The organism is Bernardetia aquimarina, assembly GCF_042180575.1.
Lineage (GTDB): Bacteria > Bacteroidota > Bacteroidia > Cytophagales > Bernardetiaceae > Bernardetia.
The window spans coordinates 1,954,695-1,977,142 of sequence record NZ_CP170094.1 but is presented as its reverse complement, the minus strand read 5'-3'; the positions used below and the strand labels follow the sequence as shown (position 1 = coordinate 1,977,142).

The following is a 22,448-nucleotide window of genomic DNA, read 5'->3' as shown; positions in this document are numbered from 1 at the left end:
GTTATTTCGATACTATTACTATCGATAAAATAAATCTATACCAATGAATAAGGATTTTTTCTATAATTTAAAAAACATAAAACCTATTAAATCAAATTTTTTTACTTCTGATTTAGCTACTAACCGAACTGCTAAATTGATTTGTAGTGTTTTTACTTGTCTATTCTTTTTGTCTTTTTTATCTCAAAATGCACACGCTACCCACGTTAGAGCAGGAGATTTGACAGCCGAACGTATTTCTGATATTAGTCTGACTTATCGAATTACGGCAATTATTTATACTGATGATGGAGGAGTTCCACCTGACCCAGAAATTGAATTTAATTTTGGAACTGGAGAAACACGTATGGTAGATCGTCTTTCAGGTGTTAGTATTGGAAATGCTACTACAAGAAATACTTATACTACTACTTATACTTTCCCTGGTGCTGGAGAGTATAATGTGGGTGTTGCTATTCGAAACAGAAACGAAAATATTGTCAATATTCCTAATTCTGTCAATACAGCTTTTCATATTCAATCTACTTTTTTGATAAATCCTTTTTTGGGATTAAATAGGTCACCTATTTTGCTTGTTCCACCGATTGACTTTGCTCGTGTAGGTGAAAAATTTATTCATAATCCAGGGGCGTATGATGCTGATGGTGATAGTTTAGCATATATTTTTGTTACTCCCAAACGTGATATAAATACGCCAGTTGAGGGTTTTAGTCTGTTAGATGACCCTTCATTTGGGGGAGAACGTGAAGAGGGAGGAGCAACTATTGCTACTCTTGACCCCATTACAGGAGATTTGGTTTGGAATACACCTGGGCGAACAGGGCAGTTTAATGTAGCTTTTATTGTTCAAGAATGGCGAGAAGGTATTTTGATTGGACAAGTAAACCGTGATATGCAGATTATTGTAAGAGATAATCCAAATAAACGTCCTATTTTAGAAATTCCTAGAGATACCTGTGTTACGGCAGGAGCATTTTTAAGAGATACAATTACAGGAACAGACCCTGATGAAGATTTTGTTAAACTTTTTGCTTATAGTGCATTATTTAGAGATGCAAATGTATTACAATCTGTTCCACCAAGAAATTATGCGAATTTTAATGTTTTGAATATTCAGCCTCCAAATGGAGAAGAAAAGGGTGTTTTTGATTGGCAAACAGTCTGTGAAGATGTACGTTTGCAACCTTATGCTGTTACTTTTAAAGCAGAAGACCAACCTCAACCCAGCAGCAACAAATTAGTAGATTTAAAAACGTGGCAAATCCGAGTTGTAGGTCCAAAACCTGATACGCTCATTGCTGATGTCAATACAGTTGATAATAGCATTTCATTGAGTTGGTTTTCTTATCAGTGTCCGAATGCTAGTGAAATGACTATTTGGCGAAGAGTAGGCTCTTTTGAGTTTAACCCTGATACATGTGAAACAGGTTTGCCTGCTTATACAGGTTATACACAAATTGGAACAAATGAAATTGGTAATCTATTCTATTTAGATGATAATAATGGAGAAGGATTAGAACGAGGAAAAACATATTGCTACCGTATTTTTGCAAGATTCCCAAATCCAGCAGGAGGAGAAAGTTATGTTTCTGACGAAGTTTGTGTAATTATTCCAACCAATGCACCGTATATTACAAAAGTAAGTGTAGAAGAAACAGACACCGAAAATGGAGAAATGCAAGTGGAATGGACAAAACCCCAAGACCTCATAGAAGAAGATTTTCCAAGACCTTATGAATATGAACTTTTCCGTGCAGATGGTTTCTCTGGAACTCAGAATTATACGCAATTAGGAGAACGTTTTGCTGAAAATGACACTACTTTTAGAGACACAAATCTGAATACTGAAGAAGAAGTTTATAATTATAGAGTTCTTTTTTATTCAAATGATAATTTGGTAGATTCTTCGGCTGTGGCAAGTTCTGTTCGTTTGAATGCAACTCCTTTAGTAAATGCAGCTACTTTAAGTTGGCGTGCAGAAGTGCCTTGGAACAATACTGATTCACGTTTTCCACAACATTATATTTATCGTCAAACGGATGCTGATGGAACTGATTTTGTTCTTTTGGATAGTATAAATGTCTTTAGTGGCTCGTTTTCTTATACTGATACAGAGCTTTTAGACAAGGTAGAATATTGTTATTTTGTTACAACACAAGGAAGTTACAATAAAGAAGGTTTGCCAGAACCACTTTTGAACAAGTCTCAAAAAGTATGTATTGTTCCACTTGACGAAACGCCTCCTTGTTCGCCTACAACCTTGTTTTTAGACTCTTTGATTTGTGAAACCATTAATTTTGAAGATCCAATTTATTGTAGTGATTCTCTTTTTAGAAATGAATTGAGATGGCAAAATGATTATTCGCCTGATTGTGATTTGGAAGTGAGTAGTTATAATTTATACTTCAAAGCCCAAATTAATGATTCATTGCAGCTTTTGATAAATACTACTGACACGACTTATACACACGAACAAGTTCGTTCTGTGGCAGGTTGTTATGTTGTTACAGCTCTTGATGCGTCTGGAAATGAGAGTACATTTAGTAATCAAGTATGTAATGATAACTGTCCAAATTATGCGCTACCAAATGTATTTACACCAAATGGCGACGGAATAAATGATACATTTAGAGCATTAGACTGTCCTGCTTTTGTCAAAAATGTAGAAACCAAAATTTATAGCCGTTGGGAAGATTTGGTTTTTGAAACTACAAGCGATGAAGATAATAATGTCTTTATTGATTGGAATGGAGAAAATAACAACGGAAAAGAAATGCCTTCTGGAATGTATTATTTCCAAGTCAAAGTTACTTTTAATCGTTTGAATCCAACTGATGAAGTTTTGATTTTGAAAGGTTGGGTTTCTTTATTGAGAGAATAAGATACAATTACGGATTACGAATTAAAAATTACGAACGGTTTGCTTTTGTGTGAACCGTTCGTTTTTTATTTTTCTTCGTCATATTTTTTAGATAAAATAAGTTTAAAATTACTCTTCATTTTCTTCAGCAGCCCAGCGTTCAGCTTTTTCTAAGGCTTCATCTAATGAACTTGAATCTTCATCTTCATAGCATAATCCTCCTGTGTCCATGATTCTAATCCAAGAGTCGCTATTTTCATCTGAACCGAGTTCAATCCAACCTTGTGCATCAACCCAATATTCTAAATTCGGATATTTTTCTGAAAACATTGTTTTTTTGTTTTTTGAGTGAGAGTTTTTAGTTTGTCGTTAAATTAATATTTATTTCTGTATTCCCATATTTGAAAAGTATCTAATGTATCTTCATCTGCTTCTACATTTCTTAGTTCACTTATTTCTACTGGAATAACCATATCCACATCTTCAAGTAGAGCTGATAAATAAAACTCTCCTCCTTCATAATTTGAAGAGTTTGTATAATTCTCTATAATTTTGACTTTTTTCCATTCGTTTGGTTTAGATGCTCTCCTTACTAAATATTCTGCTTCAAATGGAAAATTGATATTGTCTTCCATGTATGTTGCCCAGCCTGTTTCTGCTTCTTCATCAGTATAAGCATCTACAATGATTTCATTTTCAATGATTTCTTTAATTTCTTGTTCTGTTAGTGCCATAGTTGTGTGTGTTTTTATGTAAAAATTATTTGAACTTTGTCAATAGTCTGTAATCAGACTTTGACAATAGTTTAGATTATACTGCTTTTAACTATTGTCAGAGTTTGCTTAGGCAAACTACTGACAAAGTTTTTTTTGAGGAAAAAATGAAAGTTAAAATAGCTTCGTGAAAAAAAATGTCACTATGCTAAAACACTAATAAGCGCAAGGAAATATTATTCATAATATGAGTTTGAATTCGGATGCATAACTTTTTCTATTCCTTCATTTACTACACCTTTTTTTATAGCCTTGTATATTCTTAAGAAAGAGGGTAATTCAATTAATCCTTTTTTACGATAAACCAATTTATTTCTACATTCATTTATCAAATCATCTTTATTACAATTAAAAGGAAATTGATCTTCGTTAAAAGTAGGTATATGACTTTTTAATAGCTTTTTACGTTTATTTAAAACGTTCATTACTGTACTCAAAAGCCATTTATCCATTTCAATCATCTGATTTTCATCCGTTATTAACGGATAAAAGCTCATAATTCCTTTAAAAGAAAATCGTTTATATGTACCATTCAAATACTTTTTGAGAGTAATTTCAGTTAGGTTACCATACAAATATCTTCTTATCTGCATAATAGCAGTTATAAAGTCTTTATCCATATTATTTGCAGGAAGATTCATTGCTTTGAATGATTTAGTTCTAATAGGTTGAATTAAATTACGATACAAAAGATAAGAAATTTGCTTTTTTATTTTGTATATAGAAGCATCTTTAATTCCCACATTCTCACATGATATTTTATATCCTAAGAATTCTATGAATTCTTTTGAATTGTGAAACTCCGATTTTAACCCTGTCTTTTGTAGTAGACTTATACCATCAGATTTTTTATAGTTTAGTGAAATACCTGTTTCTTTAGAAAAATCTGCAATTATATCAAATGCTTTAGAGATTTTTGAATAATCTCTTGACCATATTATCGTGTCATCAGCATATCTTGCAAAACGAATCCCAGCATCTTCAAACTTTCTATCTAGTTCCCAACAAACTATATTAGCAAGAAATAGTGAAATAGAAGTACCAAGTGGGATTCCCTTCTTATCTTCTTTATAGGGTTCTAAGAAAGATTCAATAACATGTATTTCTAGCTCACTAACTAAAAAAGAGTTTTGTTTTAATTGATGAAACAAATAATTATGATCTATAGACCCAAAAAAGTTGCTAAAATCAAATTCAGCTACATAAATGCGTGGAATACTTGTTAGCTCTTGTGCTATATCTTGAATTGCAAAATGTATATTTCTATCATTACGATAAGCATAAGACAATGAGCTAAACCGATGTCTATTTTTTCCTAAAAGGTTATAATAAAACCTATCAGATACGGCAGAATCAGGGATTTGATAAATACTTATTGTTCTTGTACCTCCTCCTTTCTTAGGTATTATTTTTATATATGGAGGATTAGGCTTATAATTTTTGTCTAAAAGTTTCTTAGATATTGATCTTGCTATCTGCTTTTTGTGTTTTAACACATAAAATGGATTAAATTTACGGTCTTCTCCCCACTCTTCAGGTGTTCTAACATCTTTTGCAGGAGGATTTTTCAACCTACGACAATTTCTTTTGTGCTCAAGATGTAAATAATTATGATACAAATTATATTGAGCAGCTTTCTGTTCAGCTTCTTTCTGTATGTCACCTAGAATTATTTTTTCCATAATTATTTTTTTTTATAAAAAAAGTATTCACTGTAAACAGCGAATACTTTTGACACGGCAAGTACAAATAAAAATAAGTTTTCATTTTACAGGATTTCTTGAAAAAAACCTGAACCCAATTCCAAATGTTTCAATTTGGAGGTTGTAGCTTCCGTTAGCCCCCATAGGACATTTTCTTTAATATTTTATAGCTCAAATATAACTTTTTTGGCTCTTCCGACTTTTTAGCGATTATATGAATTTGACTATCATTCTCAATCTAAAATTTTGAAAGTTTCTAAACCCATACCCACTCCTTTTGAGGGTCTTAATTTTATTATTAATTCCCTCTACTATTCCGTTAGAATATCTATCTTTGAAGAAATTAATAATATCATTTTTCCAAGAATTAAACGTATTTATAAATCTATTTAGAGCCTTATGATTTATTTTTTGAGCTTCTTCTATCCATTGGTCTAGTAGTTTTTTAGCTTCTTGTTTACTCAAATCAGTATTAAATATATTTTGTAATTCCACTTTCATAAAATACACCTGTCTAAGCGTTGAGCTAAACCTAAACGCTTTAAGTAAAACTCGTCTTTCTTTATAAGTAAGGTCTTTCCATGCCTTGTATAAAAGCCATTTTATTTGCTTGAAATGAACGTTTTTATCATCTTTTCGTCGTAATTCTTTACGAATGCTATCTAGCACTTTATTACAATGCTGAAAAAAATGAAAGCGATCTATTACTACATCAGCGTTAGGAAATACTTCTTTTGCTGTATTTGAAAATCCCTCCCACATATCACAAGAAAATACTTCTATACTAGTACAAAAAACTTCGCCTTTGGATAAAAAATAGGCTTTTAAATACTCTTTATTACGGTATTCTAAAATATCCCAAACTTGACCTGTATCTAAATCTACTAAAACAACAGCATATTCCTTTTTTCCTTTTTTGTAAGCAAATTCATCAATACCTAAACGTCGAGGAAAATAATCTAGGTGTTTTTTTATCTCACGTTTACTATAGGTTTTAAAAATACCATCTAAAACATCCCAAAGTATGTTTTCTCGGATAGCTACTTCTTTGAAACTGCTATCTTTCAAACATAAATAAAGATATTTTTCCAAACGATGAGTTTGATTTTTTTGCTTAGAAACAAAACTAAAAACTTCTTGAAAGTAACGAGTACAATCTTGACAATGAAATTGACGAGAAGTTAAGTGTAAATAAACCTCTTTGTCTAAAATATTTCGGTCACGAACAATACGTTCTGAAGTAGAAGTCACTTTATTGCACTTTTTCAAGCAATTAGGACAAATAGAATCGGCTAAATTACTTTCTCCATAAATAGTTAAGCGAAGTGGAGAAGATTCTATTTTCGTTACTGAAAAATCTGAAAAACCTAATAAAATTGCTATTGTGTTAGTATCCATAGAAAGGCTAAATTAAGAAATTATCGCTAAATTGTCGGAAGAACCACTTTTTTTTACCTAAAAAGAAACTCTAAACCGTTTTAGGCTTATAAACTTCCGTAGGAAACAAATTTTTCTCTATTCGTTCGTTTCCAATTTGTTGGAAGTCATTTTTTTAGTTATTCAAATCTTCTTTTTCAAATAAACTTTTTAGCAATTTATCATAAGTAATATTCAAAGCAACATCATTTTTTACTTCAATGGCACTTGATAATTGAATAGCATCTAAAGTTCTCAAACCTTCTATTCCGTATTTTTTTAATAATAGAAATGCTCTTTGTAAAATTTTATCATCAATCTCTATCCAAGTAAATTTGCTAGAATCTTCAGTAAAAAGCCTTGAAATTTCTTCAGTTTCACTTTCTGTAAGTAATTTCATACGTTGTTTTTTTCTGATAGCAGATTCTAATTCTAAAATCGTAAGAGAAGAGAGATAGATTTTTTCAATTTTATTGGTAGTGAATAAAAGTTCCATTTCATCACTGCCTATTTCATTATCGTATAATTTCAATAATGCAGAAGTATCTAAAAATAAATTCATTCGTAACTTCTCCTTTCTTCAATAACAGCATCACTCAAATTCAGATTTTTTCCTTTCAAAATTTCTCTAGTACGTCCAAACGAAAAATCATCAAATTGTAGTCTTTTTGTTTCTTCTTTTTCTACGGATTGAGCAGGATTTAGAGTATAAGATTTTATTTTTTGTTGTAGAAATTCCCAGACAACCCAAATTTCATCACGATTTAGGTTTTCAAGGTCTTTTAATAGTAGTTCTATTTTTGCCATAATCAATTTATTTTATCTTTTAAGTTATAAAACTCTTTATCTAAGATACAAAAAAATACCGAACAGTTCACTCAAAGCGAACCGTTCGGTAAATATATTAAACCGTCTTCGGCTTATAAACTTCCGTAGGAAACAAGTTTTTCTCTATTCGTTCGTTTCCAATTTGTTGGAAGGAAGAAACTATCCAACCTCCACCAATGACATCATCGCCATCATAAAAAACGGCAGATTGTCCAGGGGCAATGGCATCGACAGGCTCGTGAAAAAGAACAGTAAGTTCTTGTCCGTCTTCGCTTTGTGTGATGGTTGCTGGTGCGCCTGCGTGGTGTACACGAACTTTTGTAGTGGTCAGTAAATCGCCTTCAATGTTTGCATATTTTTGAAGATTTAATTTTTTGACAATCATTCCATCTCTATACAAATCATCTTTGAAACCTAAAATAACTTCATTGGTATCTTTTTTAATTTCTACTACATAAGCAGGTTCGCCGAGTGCAATTCCTAATCCTTTGCGCTGTCCGACCGTATAAAACGGATAACCTTCATGTTGTCCGACTACTTCTCCAGTTGTCATTATGAAGTTTCCTTTTCCTACTTTTTCGTCCATATCTGGAACTCTTCTTTTCAAGAAACTACGGTAATCATTATCAGGAATAAAACAGATTTCATACGATTCTGATTTTTTGACAAGCTCATCAAAACCTCTATCCAATGCCATTTGACGAATTTGTGCTTTGGTAAGATTTCCCAAAGGAAGCATAGTACGGCTCAAACTTTCTTGCGAAACACCCCACAAAACATACGATTGGTCTTTTTTGGTATCGACACCTTTCGAAACTACAAAACGTCCGTTTTCCTCTCTAATATTGGCATAATGACCTGTCGCAATATACTGACAACCCAAATTATCAGCACGTCTTAAAAGTGCGTCCCATTTGATATGCGTATTGCAAAGTACACATGGATTTGGCGTTCTGCCTTCCATATATTCTTCTGTAAAATAATCGATGACGTAATCGCCAAATTCGGAACGAATGTCCAAAATATAATGAGGGAAACCCAAATCAACCGAAATAGAACGGGCATCATTGATAGAATCCAAGCTACAACAGCCCGTTTCTTTTTTCATATTGCCACCCGAAGCAGCATAATCCCACGTTTTCATCGTCATTCCGATGACTTCATAACCTTGTTCGTGCAACAAAACGGCTGCCAACGAACTATCAATTCCACCACTCATGGCGACCAAAACTCTTCCTTTCGAATTAGGGTTTTCTGGATTTTTTGTAGTTATATTCATAGTATTGTTTTTTTGAAACGGATTCAAAGTCCGTTAAAAACTTAATTTAATTACGAATTGGTCAATTACGGATTACGAATTTTTAATTACGAAATTCTATAGCTTAACTAGCTTCGCTGTTTTATTTATTACTGATTTTTCTTTAAAGAAGTTTGTATTTTACCAATTATTTTGCAGATTTCTTCTGCATCTTGAATCAGACTTTTACTCATTTCTTCTGAAAGATAGTCAGTTGCTTCTAAGAGTTTAATCCAATAAAGTGTTTCTCTAGCTTCTTTGTATGCAATGGATAATTTAAAACCAAAATCTGTCCTAGAATATCCACCTATAGCCTCTTCTACGTTTGCACCTATTGAAGTTCCACTACGTAATAATTGTTTTGACAAAACATATTCTTGTTTAGAAATCAAAAACTTATAAGCATTCACTATTCGGATAGCAAAATCAAAGCTCTTTTTCTGAATAATGTTGTCTTCTTTCATATCAATTACGAATTAAAAATTACGAGAGTAAAATAATGAATACTCAATAAGCTTTTGTTTTTATATATGATAAATATACTAGGTTTATTTTTGTATTTCAATTCGTAATTAGCTGCGCTGCTTTAGCAGGTCGTAATTGAAAATTCGTAATTTAACTTATTGAATTTCTTACTTTCTGTGTATATTCACGCATTGCAGCACGAGCATCAACGCCATCTTTTTCCATTTTTTCTTTTACCCAAACGGCTGCAATTACGTGTGTAAATTGTTCGCCTTCGTCTTCGCCTTTTACTTCAAAAGTAGGGTTTTCTCCTTCTTCCATAGCCATTTCAGCTTTTTTGAGGTCTTCTAACGAATGAGTTTCTACTAATTGTTTTATAACTGGTAATTTCATGATATTAGTTCAATAATTTTATTTGATAGTAAAAGTAGCTGTTAATCCAACAGAGAAATTTCTAGGTAATTTGTGAACTCCAAAAATAGCTCTTGAATGAATGCCTTTATCTTCTAATATTTGCACAAATAAATCAGAAGCTCCATTGACAACTTTTGGAGAATCATCCCATGTTTCATTGGATTGAAAGTAAGCATCTATATGATTTAGACCCATAATATTTTCAAAACCTATTTTTGAATCAATTTGAGCTAAAATATTTAAAGCACATAATTTCATTGCTTCATATCCTTCTTCTGTGGAAATTTCATCTCCTAATCTACCTTGAAACTTATATTCTCCATCTAAGATTGGAAATTGAATAGCAACGTAGGCAATGTTTGCTCTTACATTTACAGATACATAAGTTCCTCCAGGAGTTGAAACAGAAGGAAGAGTTATATTAGCTTTTTCTAAGTTTTTTGTAATATTCATAACTATACAAAATATTATAATTTCTCTAAAAGCTCAATTAAACTCTCTTCTTTGCTTGTAGAAAGACCTTCTACCAATTCTCCATTTTTGAAAATAGCAAAATAAGGAAGGCTCTGAACACCTGCTAAACCTCTAGCTTCTGGGTTGTGTTCTGCATCAGTATCTAAAAAAGTAATTGCTTCAAAACGCTCATCATTAGAAAGACGCTTGTATTTTGGTTTGATTAGTCTGCATGAGCCACACCAAGACGCATAATATTTTACAATTACTTTTTCGTTTTGGTTCAAGTTTTCTTTTACGTTTGAGTCGTCTATGTCTATAACTGCCATGATAATAAAGTTAGATTTAAGAATTGTAGGGAAAAGGCATGCCTTTTCCTGTACAGTAGTGAATTTTAAATATATTTTATCTAGGAACTCTGTGTTTAAATAAAATGCAAATTTACGAACAAAAAATGAAATAGTTTTTTGTCCAGTCTAAAGAACTTTTGTGAAATGGTTATGTTTTAGAATATTTGGGGCAGGCAATTTTTGTAGATGGTTTTATTCTTGATAGATGACTTCACCACTTTCAGCCATGTACACGTACTCTCTCCATCTTCCATCTTGCCATTTTATTCCTTTTGTGTTTTTTTCAAGAAATGGAAATTTATAGAATACTGACAACTACGGACAAGTTCATTAGTAATGCAAAAAACCTTATCTTTGTTTTAAAAAAACAGATGGCTATTGAAGATTACATTTCAGATTTACTCTCCCATTATAGTAATGTAGGGATAAAAAAAAATATTTCTTTGTGTACAACATTGATATTTTTAGGTGGTGTTCTTTTTATAAGGATGGATTCTATGCAATAATTTCATTGTTGTAATTTACTATAAAATATTTGATTGAATTATAATGATTCTCCCATTTTTTAGAAAAGGATAAAGAAAGCCTAACTAATGGGCTATTTCTCTGTCTGATTGTGTTATTAAAACGCTCAATTTTAGTAGTTTCTTTTTTACCTTCTTGTCGGAGTTGTTTTTTAGGAAATACAGTTCCATAAGAAGCAAAATCATCAGCATAAACAATGGCTTTTTCTCTTAATTTCTTATCTATACTCAAATAAAGTCCTAATGCACCCTCTTGATCTCTACCTCCACTATGAAATCCAACTACCAATCCTGTACGTCTTTCGATAGCTAACCAGATCCATTCTGGACAATCTTTAGCACCTACAAACCGAGCTTGCGAGCTCAGCGTAGCTAAACTCCATAACTCGTCGGCTTCTACCAGATATAAATCTATATCTGCTGAAGCTAAACGACCAATAGGCAAATCTTCTTTTATTCGCTCATAGCAGAGTTTCATACGAGAAGTAACCCAACTGACACTTTTTTTAAAAAGGCGACTAATGCCTCTTAAAGCAATACGTTCTAATAGAAGTTGAGCTACTAACTCATCTTGGTAAGAACTAATAATAGCTTCCTTACTTTCAGGTAAAGGACGTTCTACAAATTGGCGTTTACAAGTTTTACACTTGTAATTTTGCTTATTGTAATAAGTTTGACCGTTTTTTACGGTATATTTGCCTTGGCAATGAGGGCAAATGTGAGTTTGTTTAGTTTGCATTTTACAAATATCACAACTCATTGCCATTTTTTCAAAAAAAACATCCTTATATTTAGAACACTACCGATTTATTTTCCCCAAAATTTACTCAAAAATAAACTCTCTACATAATTTTTTGATTTTGTAGAGAGTTTTGAATAAAACCCAACGCCAAATGCTCATATAGACGATGCCCCTTGCTAAAACATTCGAAACGTTTTGGGTTATTTCTCAATGTAGAAATACGATTTTTTGAAGAAAATATTTTTATTTTTTAGGTAAAAATACGGTCTTTATTAGATTCTATATGTTCTTTTGTATATTCTGTAACAATAAAATCTTTTACATCATCACTCATCCCCACAAAATAGACTTTTATTTTTGCTCCTAGATTACATATTTCATCATTCATGTAATTGGGATAATTTCTACCATTAAGATTCTTCATAGCTACAACTCTTAACAAAGCAGGAAATTCTTTCCCAATATCCAAAAAAACACCAAAGGGAGCTTTTACAAAAATAGTTCCTGTAAAAGAATCATATTCTTGAAGTTCATTTTTAATTTTATCCCAAAGAATTTGTTTTTCTTCGTCAGTATAATTTTCTATTCTTGCATAGACTTTTTTAGCTAATTTTTCGTCTATTTTCCATTGATTACTCATAAGATTTTATTTTTCTCCAAAATTTACTCAAAAATAAACTCTCTACATAATTTTTTTTGATTTTGTAGAGAGTTTTATAAAGGATAAGAATAGAATTGTTTTTTTATAAATTCAAATTACTTTACTGTGTAAGTTTCAATTTTATCAAAATAATAAGGAGAATAAGGTCCTAAAACAATTACGTCAGACGAATTATATCCCAAATCCCAACTCGTAAAATGGTCTTCTGCAATGGTAGCAGTAGTTTTTAAGTACGCTACCCCTGGAATAGAAGCCGTACAGTCTTTTCCTATTGTTTCGGTAAAAAACCAGTTTTTGTCTTCAATAAATTCAAAGTCTAATCCACAACCCACTTTTTCGGTCAAATCTGCTGGTGTTGCTACATCAAAAAAATCAGGGTTTGCCCATTGTCCATTAAAATTCAAACCTCTAGGAAGTTCATAAATTAAGTCTTTCAACACTCCGTTTTGTTCAAACAAATGATAAATACGCTTACGGTACGGACTGCCCAAATCATCTGCATACGCCTGTTCGATATAGAGCCAATATCCATCTGTACGCTCATCCCAAATCTGAACCAACTGAACACGCACATCTACATGATAAACATCACTACTAGAGTCAGCTTGATTTTGACTACTAAATGAACCTACCATCCAATTTGCTAACTTAAAAAGTTCTGGATTGATAGCCAATACTTCCACATTAAAACTAACTTCTGCACTAAGTCCCTTCGAATCAGTTGTAGTAGCTGTAATTTGATGCGTAGCTGGCGAAAGATCTGAAAAAGTAACTGTTGTTCCTGTTCCAATTTCTCCATCTTTATCCGAAACCCATGTTATAGTTGTCAGATTTCCGTCTTCTACATCAGTGGCTGTTACACTGGCTGAAAAAGAACGATTTTGATAGGTTTTGGCGATGGGTGTTTCTACTAAACTAATTTGAGGCGCAGTATTAGGCACACTTACAAAAATAGTAACACTTGCTGTAACCGAAATTCCTTTACTATCTTCTACTGTTGCAGTAATAATATGCGTATTTTCAGTTAAGTTACTTACAGAAATTTCACTTCCTGTTCCGATTTGTCCGTCTTTATCAGAGTTCCAAGTTATGTTTGTCAAAGCACCATCTTCTGCATCATTTGCTGTTGCTTTGAAAGTAATAACTTCTCCTAGATTAAAATCTGCTTGGTCTTGTGGCGAATTTATTTGAATTGTTGGACTCTCGTTTAGTTTTGTTTCCTCATCTTTTTTACAAGAAAAAATAGCAAAGCATAGTAAAATAATAACAAAATTTGTCTTCCCAAAAAATAACTTTTTCATAATCGTTTTTTATTAAAAGTAGCGTATCTGTAAAATAGTTAGTTAAATTAACTATTGTAAATATACTCTTTATTTATTGATTAGAAAAAATACTGTTTGTTTTAGGGCTTTTCAATTAAAAATTAGATAATTCATAGTGTAAAATTTAAAGTTTCTACACTATGAAATCTCAAACTCCTACTTTCCATCTTCATCTATCAAAAAAGGAGTTTTTCCATTTGTGATAATTACTTTTGCATTATTCGATTTTGAAAGCTCTTTGAATGCTTGTATGCTTAAATATTTTAGTGTAATTTCATTGAGTGATTCATTAATGATTTTTTGGGCATCACGAATGGCTTCAGCTTCAATTTTCATTCTTTCAGCTTCTTGTCTTTCACGTTCCAAAACGAATTGCATGGTTTGCGCTCGTTGTTCGGCTTGTAACTTTTCTTCTATTGTTCTTGAAAGATTGGCAGGTAAGTTAATACTTTTCAAAAGAATAGATTCTACAACAAAACCTCTATCTCCTAAGCGTTCAGCCATTTTTTTAGCAATGGCAAGTTCTATCTCCTTACGTTCAGAGTTGTATAAATCCTTAGCAAAAAAGTTAGCTGTAACATCAGCCACAGAAGAGCGCAAAACATTCATAATTATATCCTGACCATTTTTCACACCAACTGTCTGAACTACTTTTATAGCATATTCTTCTTGGATATGAAATAAAACAGACAAATCACAACTAATCGCCAGTCCTTCTTTGGTAGGAAGAGAACTGAGAGAAGCATACATATTTATTGTGCGTGTTGGTACTTTGACAATTTTAGTAAAAAAAGGATTGTGCAAATACATTCCAGGTTGTCTTACTCCTCCTTTTATTTTTCCTAAACGCTGTTTTACGCCTACTTCTCCTGGTCGGACGATGCCACATGAAGAAATAGAAAATGAAAGAATAGTAATTAATAAAAGAGATAAAATAAGTTTTGAGTTAATTTTAAGGTAATTCATTGTAGTAGAAATTTGATGGGTAAAATGGAATTAGAGTTTTTATTTAATACCTCAATGACGGTTTCATTTGAATTTCATTGATGGTTACTATGAAAACAAGACAATTAAGATGATTTACTTTCTAATACGACAAAAGCAGAAAAAAGTATGCACAATGAAGAAGGTTATTTGCTAAAAACTGACTTTTAATAATTCTAATTTAGGTGTTAAAAATCATTAAATAAAGTATTTTACTTTTAAAAACCGACTTTGTTAAAAAGTGACATAATCCTAGTTTGTAATCATTTCCTATTATATTTAGTTTTTAATCAATCAGTAATTTCCATTTAAAGATGCAGAAAATGAAATATTTGTTTTTAATTTTAGTATTTGTTATAGATTTTTTACTCGTTTATTTTCTAAAACTTCTAGATAATTTTTGCTTAATTCTTTCATTACTTTTTTTTAAAGTCACAGTAATTGGAGCTTTTCATTTTTCTAAAAATACAGATAGAGCTTCAAAAAATACTCTTTGGGGATTTTTTTATGGCTCATTATTTTTTTTGATTGGTCTTATTTCATTTGTTGTTTGGTTATCATTTAATTTCCCTAAATAAAATAAAAAAATTGGTATCTTAGTCTATCAAAATACTTTTTAAATTTAAAACACGACTCATTTTGCAATCCTCAACTATATCAAATCCAAATCAAGAAACAGGGCAAATTCTCAACGCTGAACAAACCAAACAAAAAATACGCAGATTAGCCTTTGAGATTTATGAAGAAAATTTTGAAGAAAAAACGCTTATTTTGGCAGGAATTGAAGGAATGGGAATGATTCTTACAAAACTACTTGCTGAAGAACTAAAACAAATTTCGCCTTTAGAAATTACTCAAATCTGTGTACGTTTGGATAAACTTCAACCTACTCAAAGTGAGGTAGTTTTGGATTGTGAAACTTCTGTTTTTGAAAATAAATCTATTGTTTTGATAGACGATGTTTTGAATACAGGCAGAACACTCGCTTATAGCCTTCGCCCATTTTTAAAAGTAAGAATTAAAGAACTTCATACAGCAGTTTTGATAGATAGAGGGCATCATTCTTTTCCTATTGCAGCAGATTTTGCAGGTTTTCGGTTATCAACCACTTTACAAGAACGAATCGAAGTTATCTTAGATGATGAAAAAAAATATGGTGTTTACTTGCATTAACCTAAAAAAATTCGGATTTTAAAGGATATTTCAAAATAAACACTACTTTGATTCTTAATTAGTTTGAAAATTACCTGTAAAAGTAATATCTTGTATCAATAATAGCATTACTATAATTATAGCATATACATTCTAGTTTTTGTATAATTATTTTACTTCAATCAAAGATTCTGACAATAGACCCTAAAGTCTATTTTTACATAAAAAAACCTAACTCACTCTTATCTCCTCAATTTATATTATGGACAAAATTTGGCTCAAATCATACCCAGAAGGCATTCCAGCAGAAATAAATCCTGATGAATATTCTTCTTTATTAGGATTATTCGAAGAAAGTGTTGCAAAATATGGTAATAAAGTTGCTTATGAAAACATGGGAGCAACACTTACATTTAATGAATTAGATGAAAAAAGTGCAGCCTTTGCAGCTTATCTACAAAGAAAAGGGTTACAGAAAGGCGATCGTTTTGTTATTCAATCACCTAATCTTATTCAATATCCAATCGCTATTTTTGGCATTTTGCGTGCAGGATTGATTGTGGTAAATACAAATCCACTCTACACTCCCAAGGAAATGGAACATCAGTTTACAGATTCGGGTGCAAAAGGGATTTTGATTTTAGCAAATTTTGCTTCTAACCTTGAAAAGGTAATCAAGCATACAAGTATAGAACATGTTTTTGTTACAGAAGTAGCTGATATGGTAGGTGGTATAAAAGGTTGGGCTATGAATATGGCAATCAAGTATTTGAAGAAAATGGTTCCTTCTTATTCTCTTCCTCAAGCTGTTTCTTTTACAGATGCAATTTATGAAGGCAAGAAGTATAATTATAGTAAGCCAAAATTTGATTCTGGAGATGTTGCTTTCTTACAATATACAGGAGGAACAACAGGAGTTTCGAAGGGTGCAATGCTAACACACCGAAATATTTTAGCCAATATGCAACAGTTGGTTGCTTGGATAAATGCTAGTCCAATTAAAGAAGGAGTCGAAACAGGTATTACTGCGCTTCCATTGTATCATATCTTTGCACTTACCTTCAACTGTTTTGGATTTTTGCGTTATGGAGTTAAGAATGTTTTGATTACAAATCCTAGAGATATGGAAGGATTTGTAGAAGAACTCAAAAAACATAAAATGGGACTTATTAGTGGTGTAAATACACTTTTTAATGGTCTTTTGAATCAACCAGAATTTAAAAATGTAGATTTTTCTCATCTTAAAGTTGCTTTAGGTGGTGGAATGGCAGTGCAAGAAGCTGTAAATAATCGTTGGAAAGCTGTTACAGGACAACCTATTGCAGAAGCGTATGGACTTACCGAAACTTCACCAGGACTTATCGTAAATCCTCTAGCTGGAGATGTGCGTATTGGTTGGATTGGATTGCCTCTCCCAAGTACAGAAGTACGTATTTTGGATGATGCAGGAAACGATGTAGAACTTGGACAACCAGGTGAAATTTGTGGAAAAGGACCTCAAATTATGAAAGGCTATTGGGAGCGTCCAGAAGAAACTGCAAATGTGATGATAGGTGATTATTTCAAAACAGGAGATATTGGTGTAATGGATGAAGAAGGGTATTTCAAAATTGTGGATAGAAAGAAAGAAATGATTTTGGTTTCAGGTTTCAATGTTTATCCAAACGAAATTGAGGGTGTAATTGCACTCAATGACAAAGTTTTGGAAGTAGGTGTAATCGGAATTCCAGATGAAAAATCACACGAAGCAATTATGGCTTGTATCGTTAAGAAAGATGATAGCCTTACAAAAGAAGAAATAAGGGCTTTTTGTAAAGAACATTTGACAGGTTATAAAGTGCCAAAACACGTTGTTTTTAAAGATGAATTACCAAAATCTAATGTAGGTAAAATTCTTAGACGTGTCTTGAAAGAACAAGAACTAGGAACTGAAAAAGTCTAGTTATTTAGAATAAACAAATGATTTCACAACTAAAAGGGTTTCGAAAAGCAACAAGTTTTTCGAAACCTTTTTTTGATTATATCAATTCTATGCGTATTTATTGTTCCTTTTCTGTTGTGAGTAGGAACTCCAAGTGCAAGAATTTCTACATTTCTGCGAAGTCGTGAAGTAATAATATCATTGATAGAATCATTTATTTGGGCTGTGGCAGAAGAAGCAGACAAAAAAATAAAAGCAAAAAACAGAAAAGTTAGACTTTTTCTTTTTTAATAATAGAACATAATTTTTAGTTAAAGTTTATTTTAATAAAATAATTTATTCATTACGAATGAAAAATAAACTACGTTGCAAAGTAAGTAAATTGGAAGTAATAGTTAGAGATGTTTTTGAAAAATAATTCTATAAAAACTTGCATAATCGGAATTTAATTTCTATATTGAATCAAGTTACAGAATTAAAAGACACAAAAGGTGTTTTTGAAAGAATATTTAACAATTTGCTTTTGATGTTTTATTTCTAATTTTTATTGAAATCGTCAATACTTTTTTAGAAATTTTTATACTGAATTTTTGATAAGTTTTACCTCATCTACAAAAAGTAGTATTACTTTTGAGACCTTCAAATTTGTTTGAAAAGGTAATAGTACAAAAACAATTTTGTTATATGCATAAAAGTAAATTTACTGTAACTCGCAGTTTAATGTAGTTATTTCTACTATTAATCATCTAAATTATTCAATCGGGATTTTTTAGGTTTTGGAAGAAAAGCTACTTCATTTTTACTCGTATTGTTAATTTAATTTTAATTATATGGTATAAAAAATATTCAGATTTGTTTTTTAGAAAACGTTTATCTGTGAAAAATAGTGAATCACTTGATGTTTTGTTTGAAAATTAGTGATGGAAAGGCTTAAGTAAAATCTAAGTAAATAGTAGTTATGAATAGGGTAAAGAACTATTTATAAATTCTCTCTACAAAAATAGTGAGAATCTTTTAAAAACAATTTTCAGTTTCAAATTTTGTACGAATAAGAAAACGTATAAATATGATAACAGAACTCTTATGAAACATTCAAAATGGTAATGTAAATATATTCCTTTGGAGAGTAATGAAAGCTAAATACTTTGCTTTTAACCTTTCGCATCAAAGTAACCACATTAGTTTTAATTTTGAAGTCTAGTAATTTGTAATTCTTATTTTTTCATACTTATTATAAACAATTAAAAAGATAAGCCATTTATTCAAAAAACATTTCAATCAGTTATTATTTATTCAATATTGATAATAATAACTTCACTTGTATCTTTACTAATGTTTCACCTAGAGCTTCAAATAAACCATACAAATTTGCTCAACACTTATGTTAATTTTAATTCAAGATGTATTTCTCTTGTTCTAAATTCAGGTCTCAACTAATATAGTAAGCCCACAGGAAACCAGATAATGTAATTAGTAATTAAGAAAACAAGTAAAATCTGTTTTCATATCTTTTACAAAATCTATTTCACGATAATTCATCATTTTCGCTTACTTTTCAGATAAAATGAAATTTATCTAGTTGTATTTTATCCTGTCTAATCCTACAAAATCAATTTTATTCGAACTTAGTAGTTATGTATCTTTTGATAGTTTGAGTTAGAATCAATTTAGTACAAAAAAACAGCGAACAAAGTCAGTTTTATTTATTGTATTTTTATTTAAAATTTGTTCCTTCGTTATGAAAGCATCTTATATAGCCTAATCCTTACTATTTTTAGAATGGTAAGGATTAGTTTTTTTATAAAAACATTATTCACAAAAAGTTAGTTTATGAACTACATTATTATTATTCATTAAAACTAAAACCAAAGATGCATATCAAGCCATTTTTTTTATCTTTACTTATAATTTTTTCAACTGCCATTTTATTTTCAAGCTGCAAAAGCAATAAAAAAACAACAAACCTTACCGAAAATCAAAAATTAGCTAGAGTTTGGATGCTAACAGATATGAATGTAAATGAAGGAAATAATTTTTCAAAAGAAGACTTCATAAAAGTAGGAGCTAAACTAGACCTTACCAAACTAAAAGAAATTACAACTGACTTAGAAGGTAAGCGACTTGCACAAGGAAGTGCATTTATGGGGTGTAACAATATCTTTTTTTCAATTTCGACCAACGAAAAAACTAATTTAAGTAATAATATAACGTTCTCTCAAATAGGAATGACAAGAAAAGCTTGTCAGCAAAATATGGAACTAGAAACCAGTTTTGGAAAAAACCTTGCTGATATGATAACTTACAAATTAGAAGGACATTTTCTAACACTTTCTTCAGAAGACGGAAAAAGAATGAAATTTGTGGCTCAAGATTGGGACTAAACAAATAGAAAAAAAGGAAGTAAATTTTAACTATCTTATTTCCATTCTCTATGTATCTTTGTGTTTATGCTACAAAACTTTTACTTATTGGACAATTCTTTAGCTGATTTTTTTTCTTATTCAAGAAAAGTCAGCTTTTCTATGTTTATCATTTTTTTTGGGATATTTTTTTTCTCCTCCCTATCAAAGGCACAAACAAATACAAATGTTTTTTGGGCAAGCAAACTCATTGATTTTTCTTCTGAATATTTTGATGAAAATAACCCTACCCAACATACAGCAACACAAGTTTTAGGAAAACCAAATGTTTTGCCTGCTATTTGGCAAAGTCCGTGTGCTTGGTCGCCAGCACGTCCAGAAGCTCGTCAAGATGAATGGATAAAAGTGGGTTTTGAAAAAGCTATTTTTGTGAAGCAAATTGCTATTGCAGAGAGTTTTGGTGCTGGTGCAGTTTCGGCGATTATTCTCTACGATACAGAAGATAAAGGACATTTGATTTATAAAAATCAGCGAACAGAACCAATTTCTACACAAGGTAGAATGCTCAATGTTTATCTAAAACAAAAAACAACTTATAGAGTAAAAGCTGTAAAAATAAAACTCAATACCATTGATGTAGGAGGATGGAATAGTATTGATGCCATCGGAATTTCGGAAAGCGATATACAAATAAAGGCAGAAATAAATATCACACCAGTTATTCCTTTCAATGAAGTAGAACGCCTTCCAAGAACAGTAAATTCTTCGTATAGCGAAATTTTACCCATTATTTCTCCTGATGGAAAAACACTTTTTTTTGATAGAAAAGACCATCCACAAAACACACCTTCTATTTCAGCAGGAAAAGAAAATGATGATGTTTGGTTTTCTCGTCACCTTTCAGACACAGTTTGGAGTGAAGCACAGCGATTAGGTGAACCTGTAAATAATAATCAACACAATTATGTGTGTTCGGTAACACCTGATGGGAATGTTATTTTGCTTGCTAATGCTTATTTACCTAATGGAAAAATGGATCAAGGTGCATCAATCTCATACAAAACTATTGATGGTTCTTGGTCGTACCCAGAACCTTTGAAAATCAAGGATTTTTATAATACTGATAGATATGCAGAGATTTGTCTTGCTCCCAATCGCAAAGTTTTGATTATGGCTATTCGTAGAGAAGACACGTTCGGTTCACGAGATTTGTATGTTAGTTTTTTACAAAAAGATAACTCTTGGTCTGCCCCAAAAAATATGGGCAATATGCTCAATTCGGCAGCTTCTGAAATTACGCCTACACTTTCATCGGATAACAAAACGCTTTATTTTGCTTCGGATGGACGTAGTGGTTATGGAAGTTTTGATATGTATGTTAGTCGTAGGTTAGATGATACATGGACAAATTGGAGTGAGCCGTTGAATTTGGGAAATGTTCTGAATTCAGCAGGTTGGGATGCAGGTTATTCTATTGATGCTAGTGGAGAATATGCTTATTTTTCTTCTTCCAAACATTCAAACAAAACGACAGTTTCTGAGCTAGATATTTATCGTGCAAAACTCCACGTAGAAGTTCGTCCAGACCCAATTTTACTTATTTCAGGAACAGTCTATAATTCCAAAACAAAAGAACCAATCGGTGCAGAAATTTTTTATGAAATGTTGCCATCAGGAGACAATGCAGGAACAGCTCAAGCCGACCCACAAACAGGGAGTTATAAAATAGCTTTACCACCAAATTCAAATTATGGTTTCTTGGCAAAGTCAAGAGGTTTTGTGTCGGTAAGTGAAAATATTGATGCTAGAGGAAATGAAGTCTATAAAGAAATAAAACGAGATTTATACCTTACTCCAATAGAAGTTGGACAAAAAATAAGGCTGAATAATGTCTTTTTCAAACGAGGAACAAATGAACTTTTAGTAGAATCTTATCCAGAGCTTGACCGTTTAGTTATTTTTATGCTAGAGAATCCGACCATAAAAATAGAAGTAGAAGGACACACCGACCTTGAAGGAATACCTACTATGAATATGAAACTTTCTGCACTGCGTGTAAAAGCAATTCAAGATTATTTAGTCAAGAAAAAAATTGATAAATTAAGAATCGAAACTCGTCCGTATGGAAGTACACAACCCATTACACGACAAAGAGATGAGGAAAGTAAAAAACTTAATCGTAGAGTGGAATTTAAGATTTTGAGTTATTAATCTTAAAAAAAA

Annotated in this window: 22 protein-coding genes; 5 read left to right on the top strand and 17 right to left on the bottom strand. The window is 31.4% G+C overall.

Annotation, left to right across the window (positions count from 1 at the left end; translation table 11 throughout):
- Positions 1-43: 43 nt before the first annotated feature.
- Complete coding sequence (locus tag ACE193_RS08310; protein ID WP_375562533.1) at positions 44-2,881, top strand: gliding motility-associated C-terminal domain-containing protein; 2,838 nt, start codon at positions 44-46, stop codon at positions 2,879-2,881.
- A 108-nt stretch (positions 2,882-2,989) separates the two neighbouring features.
- On the opposite strand, the gene ACE193_RS08305 is transcribed toward ACE193_RS08310, so the two are convergent.
- From ACE193_RS08305 to ACE193_RS08230, 16 genes are all read right to left on the bottom strand, one after another.
- Entirely contained in the window at positions 2,990-3,190 is a 201-nt protein-coding gene (locus tag ACE193_RS08305) for a hypothetical protein (RefSeq protein ID WP_375562532.1), read from the bottom strand.
- Between the two features lie 44 nt (positions 3,191-3,234).
- Complete coding sequence (locus ACE193_RS08300) at positions 3,235-3,594, bottom strand: calcium-binding protein (RefSeq protein WP_375562531.1); 360 nt, start codon at positions 3,592-3,594, stop codon at positions 3,235-3,237.
- Between the two features lie 215 nt (positions 3,595-3,809).
- Positions 3,810-5,315, bottom strand: coding sequence for a reverse transcriptase domain-containing protein (locus ACE193_RS08295; RefSeq protein WP_375562530.1), 1,506 nt, complete (start codon positions 5,313-5,315; stop codon positions 3,810-3,812).
- Between the two features lie 231 nt (positions 5,316-5,546).
- Positions 5,547-6,734 (bottom strand): ISL3 family transposase, encoded by a 1,188-nt coding sequence (locus ACE193_RS08290; RefSeq protein WP_375558606.1) that lies wholly within the window; start codon positions 6,732-6,734, stop codon positions 5,547-5,549.
- 154 nt (positions 6,735-6,888) lie between these two features.
- Positions 6,889-7,314 (bottom strand): type II toxin-antitoxin system VapC family toxin, encoded by a 426-nt coding sequence (locus ACE193_RS08285; RefSeq protein ID WP_375562529.1) that lies wholly within the window; start codon positions 7,312-7,314, stop codon positions 6,889-6,891.
- Complete coding sequence (locus tag ACE193_RS08280) at positions 7,311-7,559, bottom strand: hypothetical protein (RefSeq protein WP_375562528.1); 249 nt, start codon at positions 7,557-7,559, stop codon at positions 7,311-7,313. The genes ACE193_RS08285 and ACE193_RS08280 overlap by 4 nt, the downstream gene beginning before the upstream one ends.
- 97 nt (positions 7,560-7,656) lie before the next feature.
- Entirely contained in the window at positions 7,657-8,859 is a 1,203-nt protein-coding gene (gene mnmA, locus ACE193_RS08275; RefSeq protein ID WP_375562527.1) for a tRNA 2-thiouridine(34) synthase MnmA, read from the bottom strand.
- 128 nt (positions 8,860-8,987) lie between these two features.
- Positions 8,988-9,341: a four helix bundle protein gene (locus ACE193_RS08270; protein WP_375562526.1), complete on the bottom strand. Its 354-nt coding sequence runs from the start codon at positions 9,339-9,341 to the stop codon at positions 8,988-8,990.
- A 151-nt stretch (positions 9,342-9,492) separates the two neighbouring features.
- Positions 9,493-9,735: a DUF6952 family protein gene (locus ACE193_RS08265; RefSeq protein WP_375562525.1), complete on the bottom strand. Its 243-nt coding sequence runs from the start codon at positions 9,733-9,735 to the stop codon at positions 9,493-9,495.
- Between the two features lie 18 nt (positions 9,736-9,753).
- Positions 9,754-10,209 (bottom strand): RidA family protein, encoded by a 456-nt coding sequence (locus ACE193_RS08260; protein ID WP_375562524.1) that lies wholly within the window; start codon positions 10,207-10,209, stop codon positions 9,754-9,756.
- A gap of 14 nt (positions 10,210-10,223) precedes the next feature.
- On the bottom strand, positions 10,224-10,538 hold the full coding sequence (locus ACE193_RS08255; protein WP_375562523.1) for a thioredoxin family protein: 315 nt from the start codon (positions 10,536-10,538) through the stop codon (positions 10,224-10,226).
- Positions 10,539-10,751: 213 nt separating this feature from the next.
- Positions 10,752-10,874 (bottom strand): hypothetical protein, encoded by a 123-nt coding sequence (locus tag ACE193_RS08250; protein WP_375562522.1) that lies wholly within the window; start codon positions 10,872-10,874, stop codon positions 10,752-10,754.
- Between the two features lie 180 nt (positions 10,875-11,054).
- Complete coding sequence (locus ACE193_RS08245) at positions 11,055-11,822, bottom strand: IS1 family transposase (protein ID WP_375562323.1); 768 nt, start codon at positions 11,820-11,822, stop codon at positions 11,055-11,057.
- 253 nt (positions 11,823-12,075) lie between these two features.
- Positions 12,076-12,465 (bottom strand): hypothetical protein, encoded by a 390-nt coding sequence (locus ACE193_RS08240; protein ID WP_375562521.1) that lies wholly within the window; start codon positions 12,463-12,465, stop codon positions 12,076-12,078.
- A 116-nt stretch (positions 12,466-12,581) separates the two neighbouring features.
- Positions 12,582-13,787, bottom strand: a complete 1,206-nt coding sequence (locus tag ACE193_RS08235; protein ID WP_375562520.1) for a CpcT/CpeT family chromophore lyase — start codon at positions 13,785-13,787, stop codon at positions 12,582-12,584.
- Positions 13,788-13,964: 177 nt separating this feature from the next.
- Entirely contained in the window at positions 13,965-14,774 is an 810-nt protein-coding gene (locus ACE193_RS08230; protein WP_375562519.1) for a prohibitin family protein, read from the bottom strand.
- Positions 14,775-15,431: 657 nt separating this feature from the next.
- Here ACE193_RS08230 and ACE193_RS08225 point away from each other — a divergent pair.
- Together ACE193_RS08225 and ACE193_RS08220 are read left to right on the top strand one after the other, a co-directional pair.
- Positions 15,432-15,965: a phosphoribosyltransferase family protein gene (locus ACE193_RS08225; protein WP_375562518.1), complete on the top strand. Its 534-nt coding sequence runs from the start codon at positions 15,432-15,434 to the stop codon at positions 15,963-15,965.
- Positions 15,966-16,206: 241 nt separating this feature from the next.
- Positions 16,207-17,886: an AMP-binding protein gene (locus tag ACE193_RS08220; protein ID WP_375562517.1), complete on the top strand. Its 1,680-nt coding sequence runs from the start codon at positions 16,207-16,209 to the stop codon at positions 17,884-17,886.
- 29 nt (positions 17,887-17,915) lie between these two features.
- Here ACE193_RS08220 and ACE193_RS08215 read toward each other — a convergent pair whose 3' ends face one another.
- A complete protein-coding gene (locus ACE193_RS08215; RefSeq protein WP_375562516.1) occupies positions 17,916-18,110 on the bottom strand; it encodes a hypothetical protein in 195 nt (64 codons plus the stop codon).
- Between the two features lie 1,626 nt (positions 18,111-19,736).
- On the opposite strand from ACE193_RS08215, the gene ACE193_RS08210 reads away from it, so the two are divergent.
- Together ACE193_RS08210 and ACE193_RS08205 are read left to right on the top strand one after the other, a co-directional pair.
- The gene (locus ACE193_RS08210) at positions 19,737-20,246 is read left to right on the top strand and encodes an META domain-containing protein (RefSeq protein ID WP_375562515.1); all 510 of its coding nucleotides are present in this window, start codon (positions 19,737-19,739) and stop codon (positions 20,244-20,246) included.
- Positions 20,247-20,333: 87 nt separating this feature from the next.
- Positions 20,334-22,436, top strand: coding sequence for an OmpA family protein (locus ACE193_RS08205; RefSeq protein WP_375562514.1), 2,103 nt, complete (start codon positions 20,334-20,336; stop codon positions 22,434-22,436).
- Positions 22,437-22,448: the final 12 nt, after the last annotated feature.